Below are 414 nucleotides of genomic sequence, written 5' to 3' on the forward strand. Positions count from 1 at the left end.
CAGTTCGACGATCTTGGCTTTGTGCGGCGTCGAGGGGTCGCCGGCCAGCAGCAACTTCACATTGTCGTCGTTGAGGTTGTTGGTGCGCTTGATGGCTTCACTGATAAAGGTTTCGACGTCGGCCGAGTGCTGGCGGATCGGGGCCAGCAAGGCTTCGGCGGCGATCTTTTCCGGGCCTTCCACGGCGATGCTGTCGCGGAAGGTCGGGCCTTTGATCTTGATCTTTTCGCCGCTGTAGCGCTTGGTCAGCACCAGGCGGTAATAGAGGGTCTGGTTGCCCTTGGCCCGGCGCGCCGACCAGGTGACCTTGCGGTTGCCGTCGATGCGGTTGACGCTCACCCCGTAGTTGTTCGAGATAAAGCTCTCATTGAGGCTGACGAAGTCGCGGCTCAAGGGCGGCACGAACATCTGGAT

At 60.6% G+C, this 414-nt stretch carries 1 protein-coding gene; it reads right to left on the minus strand.

The window, feature by feature from the left end; all coding sequences use genetic code 11:
* A partial coding sequence (locus tag KGA66_RS32600; RefSeq protein ID WP_211472936.1) for a UUP1 family membrane protein occupies positions 1 to 414 on the minus strand: 414 nt, incomplete at both ends.

The organism is Actinocrinis puniceicyclus (assembly GCF_018283645.1).
Lineage (GTDB): Bacteria > Actinomycetota > Actinomycetes > Streptomycetales > Catenulisporaceae > Actinocrinis > Actinocrinis puniceicyclus.